The organism is Mesorhizobium sp. WSM4810, assembly GCF_055811235.1.
The window spans coordinates 152166-158387 of record NZ_JBVVQV010000016.1 but is presented as its reverse complement, the minus strand read 5'-3'; the positions used below and the strand labels follow the sequence as shown (position 1 = coordinate 158387).

Below are 6222 nucleotides of genomic sequence, written 5' to 3'. Positions count from 1 at the left end.
CTGGCGGGCGGCGTTGCCGTCATCCGCGTCGGCGGTGCGACCGAGATCGAAGTCAAGGAAAAGAAGGACCGCGTCGACGACGCCCTCAACGCGACCCGCGCGGCCGTCGAAGAAGGCATCGTTCCCGGCGGCGGCGTCGCACTCCTGCGCGCTTCGCTGGCCATCACCGTCAGCGGCGCCAACTCCGACCAGACCGCTGGCATCAGCATCGTGCGTCGCGCGCTGCAGGCTCCGGCCCGCCAGATCGCGGCCAACGCCGGTGCGGAAGCATCGATCGTTGCCGGCAAGATCCTCGAGAACAAGGGCCCGACCTTCGGCTTCAATGCCCAGACCGGCGAATATGGCGACATGATCGCCATGGGTATCGTCGATCCGGTCAAGGTCGTGCGCACGGCTCTGCAGGACGCGGCCTCGGTCGCCGGCCTGCTGGTCACCACCGAAGCCATGATCGCGGAGGCGCCGAAGAAGGAGTCGGCTGGCGGCGGCATGCCTGCCGGCATGCCTGGCGGCGGCATGGGTGGCATGGGCGGTATGGGCGGTATGGGCGGTATGGATTTCTAAGGTCCACGCACTTCAATAATCTCGATGGGCGGCAGCGATGCCGCCCTTTTCTCTGCCTCGGAGCCAAGCCGGATGCCACATCCACAAGGCTACATACGGCGGCACGTTCACGGCGGACACCAATGACTGACTTCATTCTGTTCGCCATTGTCGGCTTCCTCGCCCAGGCGGTTGACGGCGCGTTAGGCATGGCCTATGGCGCGATCTCCTCCACCGTGCTGCTCTCCTTCGGTGTTCCGCCGGCGCAGGCTTCCGCCGCGGTACACGCGGCGGAAGTGTTCACCACGGCCGCTTCCGGCACGGCGCACCACTACCACCGCAATATCGACTGGAAGCTGTTCTGGCGGCTTGCTCCTTTCGGCATTCTCGGCGGCTGCCTCGGCGCCTTCGTGCTGACCTCGTTCGACGGCGACAAGGTGAAGCCCTACGTCACGACCTATCTCGCTGTGATCGGGCTCTGGCTGTTCCTCCGGTCGTTCCGCAAGATCCCCAGCAATCCGGTTCCTACCCGTCTTGTGGCGCCGCTGGGTACTGTAGGCGGCTTCCTCGACGCTGCAGGCGGCGGCGGATGGGGCCCGATGGTCGTGACCGGATTGCTCGGCGCCGGCGCGCCGCCCCGCTACGTGATCGGCACTGTCAATGCGGCCGAGTTCCTGATCACGCTAGCGGTGTCCGTCACCTTCATCGTCGCGCTCGTCAGTGGGCACTGGCAGGAAGCGGGGGCGCTGTCGACACATGCAAGCTCGGTGCTGGGGCTGATCGTCGGCGGCATAGTCGCCGCTCCGCTTGCCGGATGGGTGCTCCAGGCGAATGCGAGCGGACGCTTTTGCGGCTCGTCGGCTGCCTGATCATGCTGCTCGCTTTGTTCCAGACCGCCCAACAACTGGGATTCGTCTGACCTGAGCAAGCGGACTACCCTTCCAAGCCTTCGCTTTGCTTCCGGACATCATGATCGGCGTAACCGAAGTGAATCGCGGACTGGAGGCGACTTGCCACCCTGGAAAACCTAACCTGCGCCACAAACGGCGTATGGCACGCCAGTGATCAACGTGTTTCCCATTTCCGCCTCGCCCGGCCCATCGGTCCTTTTACGCTCGGCTCGATGCAGTGACTGCTCTGCTCGATGCAGTGACTGATGACGGCGGCGATCAACATTGCTTCGCGTGCTCTTTTAGTGCCAATTCAAGCGCTTGGCTCAAAGGCACCGCCTTGGAGAATAGGAAGCCCTGAGCGGTTCTGCAGCCAAGCTTGTGCAGAATTTGCCGGTCTGCCTCTGTTTCGACGCCCTCGGCCATGACATCGATCCCGAGCGCCCGACCAAGATCGATCACCGTTTTGACAAGCAGCCGGTCCTCCCGAGACTTGGCTAGGCCGCGAATGAAGCCTTGGTCTATTTTCACCTTGCGTATCCGACTGTCCTTGAGCGATGCCAACGTGGAAAAGCCGGTGCCGAAGTCATCGAGCGCGATGGAAATGCCGGCATGTGAAAGGCGCCCGAGCTTTTCATCTACTCTGTCCGGGTCCACTGGGGATTCTTCGGTAATCTCGATTTCGAACATCGTTGCTGGGAGGTCTTTTGCCGCCAGACCATTCAGAACCATGTCGTCGATATCGCCGGCTTCCAATTCGCGCGGTGACAATACCTCTTCGGGGCGACATTTAGGGCCTGCCGCGGGAAGCTGCCGCCTCTGCGTGCAGGGGCAGCGATTACTCCGGCGAATGAGGCCCTCTTTCATCGCGCACGGTCCAAAGCTGCTGGTACGGTTTCATCGCCTAAGCATGGCCGAAATGCCATGCCGTATAAAGGGGGCATGTTGGGCGAACCGAAGCCCCACATGTCGTGCAAGCCGTGCCGCCGGGTGCTCGCTTGAGTAGAGTCCGACAAGAATGTTCGTGCCGTGGAAGAGCGGCGCCGCTGACAGGCGCAGCCACCTTTCGTATCCGTGCAGCATGTCGGGATCGGCAATCTCGCGACCGTCGCGACATGCTGTTAGGATTCCATAGGCGAGTTGCTTCTGGCCGCTGATACCGATGTTGAAACCATGCGCAGTCACCGGGTGCATGCCGATGGCAGCGTCGCCGATGAGTGCGGCGCTGGGAGCTCGGAATTTGTGCGCCCAAGTCGTGACCAGCGGATAGGTATGGCGCTTGCTTGCCAAGGTCATTTTTCCAAGGCGCCCTCGACACCGGTTCGTCAATTCCCTCAGAAACAAATGGTCGCTGAAGGCAAGCAGTCTATCGGCCTCGTTTGAGCGCAGGGTGAGCAGCAGCGACGACACTCCCTCCGCCAGGGGCAACATCGCTATTGTCTGATGGTGATCGAACCATTCGATTGCCACCTGGTGGTGGGCGCGCTCATGCCGCACCCGGCATATTAGCATCGAGTAGCCAAGCCGATTGATATCGGCGCCTATGCCGAGCAGATCACGAGTGGCCGACAGACGTGAATCGGCGGCAACCACAAGGCTAGCGTTCAACTGCACGCCATTAGACAGCGTTACGAGTGCTCCTGTGTGGCTGGTTGTTGCATCTACGACCGAGTGGCCGCACAGGAGCCGCGCGTGATTCTGCACGTGGATTGTCTTGAACAGCGCGTAGCGGATCCGGCAATTTGGGACCAAAACTCCGAGGGGTTCTCCAGACCCGCTGGGAGGATCGAAACGCAGAGCGAAAGGGCTCGAACCGTTGAGCACGCGCGCGCCGTGAAGCTGTGATTTGTCCGAAGCGGGGATGGCATCCCAGGCGCCGATCTCGCGAAGGATTCTGATCGAGGCGTGGGTCAGCGCGATTTCCCGGCCGTCAAAAGGCGGATTGGCGAGAATATCAATTGAGTTCTGTTCGACAACTGCGACCTTGAGTTGGCTTTGAGCGAGTGATGCGGCGAAGCAAAGTCCGACCGGCCCCGCTCCAACGACAATGATGTCGAAGCTGTCATCGGAGTCGGCCATCAGCGTGGCGCCATCGCGTAGGCTCTCCAGTGCCCAAGCACGAGCTGCGAAATCAAAAAACGCCTCTGATGCTAGTTAAGCACGACGCGCACAAGCTATGGCCGCCTAAATAAGTGGCAAGCCGCCTCATCAGCGGCAGATGCTCACAAAGCCGTTGCTTGACGGCTGTAGCTGGCAAGTAAGCGGTCGATCGGGCCGTTGCTGCGTCGCGATCTCGCGATCCTGGGAACGGAACTGCTGCTGCTGCTGCTGCTGATATTGCTGCCGCCGCAGCCTGTTCTCCAGCATCAGTAATTCGTTCTGCTCGACCAGCCCATTGCGATTGGCGGGGTTGAGGACTGGTGCCGAGGCGACTGGATCCGGCAACGTCGCCGTTCCCAGCATTCCCGACATGAAGATCGTCAATAGGCGAAATCGCGACATCCGTTCACTCCTGCAAACAAAACTTTGGCATACTCCGCTCACCTGGGCAGATAGCCAGCCAACCAACGGGTTTCTCACATCGGCCATTCAGCTTTCCAGCAGCCACACTTGCATCGAGCCTTTTGCCCGATTGTTCCAGAGATAGTATGGCAGGGCGGTTAGCCGGCAGTCCGAAGCGATGGGGGGCGTATTTCTGTATAGGCTGTCTCCCCAGCCTTGGTCTTCGACGCGCTGCGCGGAGGCAGTCAGCGTGACCACGCCATCGAAAAGATCGCCCCGTTCCATCGTTTCGATCTTGGACTCTCGCGGCAGTGTGAGCTGCTGCACGGGCGCCCCGGGATTGTCGACCTCTTCAACGCAATAAACCAATGGTCCGCGCTTAAGCGCCACCCGGCCGATATCCTGCTTGACCGAGGGATGAGCATAGATGCGCTCGGGAGAAATCGGTAGTTCGAGGGCGATGGTGTCTCCGGCATTCCATAGCCGCGAGATCGCAAGATAGCCATTTCTGGTGCATGCCGTCACGTCGACTGCACATCCCCCGACCGAAGCTTCGGCTTCATGAGCCCAACCGGGAATGCGGAGGTTGATCGTGAACTCGGTCGGCGCGTCAGGGCTGACCTCGATCCTGATCGAGCCGAAAAATGGATAGGCGCTGGTTTCCCGCAGGAACACATTGCCCGTAGCGAGTTGGATGTTCGTCGAAACGCCGCCGTAGAGATGGAAGGCGATTGCGTTTTCACTGGCCGAGACGAAATAGCCTCCGATCGAAGCAATTAGACGAGACGAATTCATCGTGCAGCATGGGCATGAGTGCCAGGCCCATCTGCTGCGTCGCCCATCGCTCTCGAGCGGATTGGAGTAGAAATAGCGCTCGCCATCGCGCGAAAGGCCGGTCAGCGCGCCGTTGAACAACGCCTGTTCCAGAACGTCGGCGTATCGGCCGTCGAGTTCGAGATGCAGCATGCGATGTGCCCAGAAGATCAGGCCTACCGAGGCGCAGGTCTCCGCATACGCCGTATCGTTCGGCAGGTCGTGATCCACAGTAAAGCCTTCATTCGCGGCAGCCTGACCCAAGCCGGACGTGATGTAGATTTTCGAGGAGATGACGTCGGCCCAGAGCACCTCGCATGCTTTTTTGAGGCTGTCGTCATTCAGTTCCGCCGCGAGGTCGGCCATGGCAGAAAGCATGTACATCGCTCGGACCGCATGTCCGACCACCTTAGTTTGCTCGCGCACCGGCCTGTGCGACTGGTTGTACTCATATCTTTTCGCCCTGAAATCTCTGGGGTTCTCCCCGCGCGCGACCGCTTCCTGATCGAAGTAGTGCGGCTGACGCCCGCGCTCATTCATGAAATAGGCCGCGAGGTCGAGATGCATTCTGTCTCCAGTCAAGCGATAGAGCTTAACGAGGGCCAGCTCGATTTCCTGATGGCCGCAATAGCCGCGCTTCTGGCCGGGGTTCGGGCCGAATGTCTTGCGGACATGGTCAACATACCGCTCAAGGATGTCCAGGAGCCGGCGCCGGCCCGTCGCGAGGAAGTAGGCGATACCGCCCTCGAGCAGATGTCCAAGATTGTAGAGTTCGTGATTGTCGCGCAGGTTGGTCCAGCGCTTGTCGGGCTCGCGCTGCAGGTACCAGCAGTTCAGATAACCGTCGGGAGCCTGCGCCTTTTCGAGATCATCGACAATATTTTCGATCCATGCCTCGATGTCGGGATCACGCCTGTGTGACAGCGCGTAGGATGCTGCTTCTATCCACTTGCCAGCGTCGGAATCCCAGAACACCTGCCCGGAATCGTGCTCGTTGCCTGGGACGCTCAGTGGCAGCGACTGGTTCGGCAGTGTGAGGGACAGCAATACACCTTGCTTGCCAAGCTGGACGTGCTGGCTGGGGATGGTCCGTGTCAGCACCGTCTCCAGCCTCTCGCGCCAGAATTGCCCCTCCAGCGCGACATCAACGAACCGAACTGGCTTGAACTCGCTCATTCGAACGCATCGGCTCCTGCAATGACGTGCGCCGGACTGCTCACGGCTTCGACAATGCCGGCGCCCCCGGCGAACACGGCCAGCACCTGATGCCGCTCAGCTTCCGTCCCGCTAGACATGCGTTCTCCCCTTGAAAAGACTCGTCCATTGAAATCAGGGCGATGAGGAGACAGCACTGATCTGGGTCAGCCAGACACGACAAATCCGCGCCGCCGGTCTATCCGCTCCGTTGCACTTGGAACACGTACATCGCCAGCGCTCGTGCGGCCGTGGGAGGTACTTCGTGGCATCAGCCGCTCGC

At 60.7% G+C, this 6222-nt stretch carries 6 protein-coding genes and 1 pseudogene; 2 read left to right on the top strand and 5 right to left on the bottom strand.

Going from position 1 to position 6222, the window contains the following annotated elements:
• A partial coding sequence (locus AC0L3O_RS22545; RefSeq protein ID WP_473616638.1) for a TCP-1/cpn60 chaperonin family protein occupies positions 1 to 561 on the top strand: 561 nt, incomplete at its 5' end.
• A gap of 122 nt (positions 562 to 683) precedes the next feature.
• Positions 684 to 1459 (top strand): annotated as a pseudogene (locus AC0L3O_RS22540) (sulfite exporter TauE/SafE family protein).
• A 250-nt stretch (positions 1460 to 1709) separates the two neighbouring features.
• Here AC0L3O_RS22540 and AC0L3O_RS22535 read toward each other — a convergent pair.
• The 5 genes from AC0L3O_RS22535 to AC0L3O_RS22515 form a co-directional block, all read right to left on the bottom strand.
• On the bottom strand, positions 1710 to 2297 hold the full coding sequence (locus AC0L3O_RS22535; RefSeq protein ID WP_473534978.1) for an EAL domain-containing protein: 588 nt from the start codon (positions 2295 to 2297) through the stop codon (positions 1710 to 1712).
• 30 nt (positions 2298 to 2327) lie between these two features.
• Positions 2328 to 3509 (bottom strand): 5-demethoxyubiquinol-8 5-hydroxylase UbiM, encoded by a 1182-nt coding sequence (gene ubiM / locus AC0L3O_RS22530; RefSeq protein ID WP_473616637.1) that lies wholly within the window; start codon positions 3507 to 3509, stop codon positions 2328 to 2330.
• A gap of 129 nt (positions 3510 to 3638) precedes the next feature.
• Positions 3639 to 4019, bottom strand: a complete 381-nt coding sequence (locus tag AC0L3O_RS22525; protein ID WP_473534980.1) for a hypothetical protein — start codon at positions 4017 to 4019, stop codon at positions 3639 to 3641.
• A complete protein-coding gene (locus tag AC0L3O_RS22520) occupies positions 4020 to 5921 on the bottom strand; it encodes a glycoside hydrolase family 127 protein (RefSeq protein ID WP_473534981.1) in 1902 nt (633 codons plus the stop codon).
• Positions 5918 to 6040 (bottom strand): hypothetical protein, encoded by a 123-nt coding sequence (locus AC0L3O_RS22515; protein ID WP_473534982.1) that lies wholly within the window; start codon positions 6038 to 6040, stop codon positions 5918 to 5920. The genes AC0L3O_RS22520 and AC0L3O_RS22515 overlap by 4 nt, the downstream gene beginning before the upstream one ends.
• Positions 6041 to 6222: the final 182 nt, after the last annotated feature.

Bases quoted from the DNA above. Each gene is read 5' to 3' on its own strand.
- AC0L3O_RS22535 (WP_473534978.1), bottom strand. From the start codon at position 2,297: ATGAAAGAGGGCCTCATTCGCCGGAGTAATCGCTGCCCCTGCACGCAG.
- ubiM (WP_473616637.1), bottom strand. From the start codon at position 3,509: ATGGCCGACTCCGATGACAGCTTCGACATCATTGTCGTTGGAGCGGGG.
- AC0L3O_RS22525 (WP_473534980.1), bottom strand. From the start codon at position 4,019: ATGGCCGATGTGAGAAACCCGTTGGTTGGCTGGCTATCTGCCCAGGTG.
- AC0L3O_RS22520 (WP_473534981.1), bottom strand. From the start codon at position 5,921: ATGAGCGAGTTCAAGCCAGTTCGGTTCGTTGATGTCGCGCTGGAGGGG.
- AC0L3O_RS22515 (WP_473534982.1), bottom strand. From the start codon at position 6,040: ATGTCTAGCGGGACGGAAGCTGAGCGGCATCAGGTGCTGGCCGTGTTC.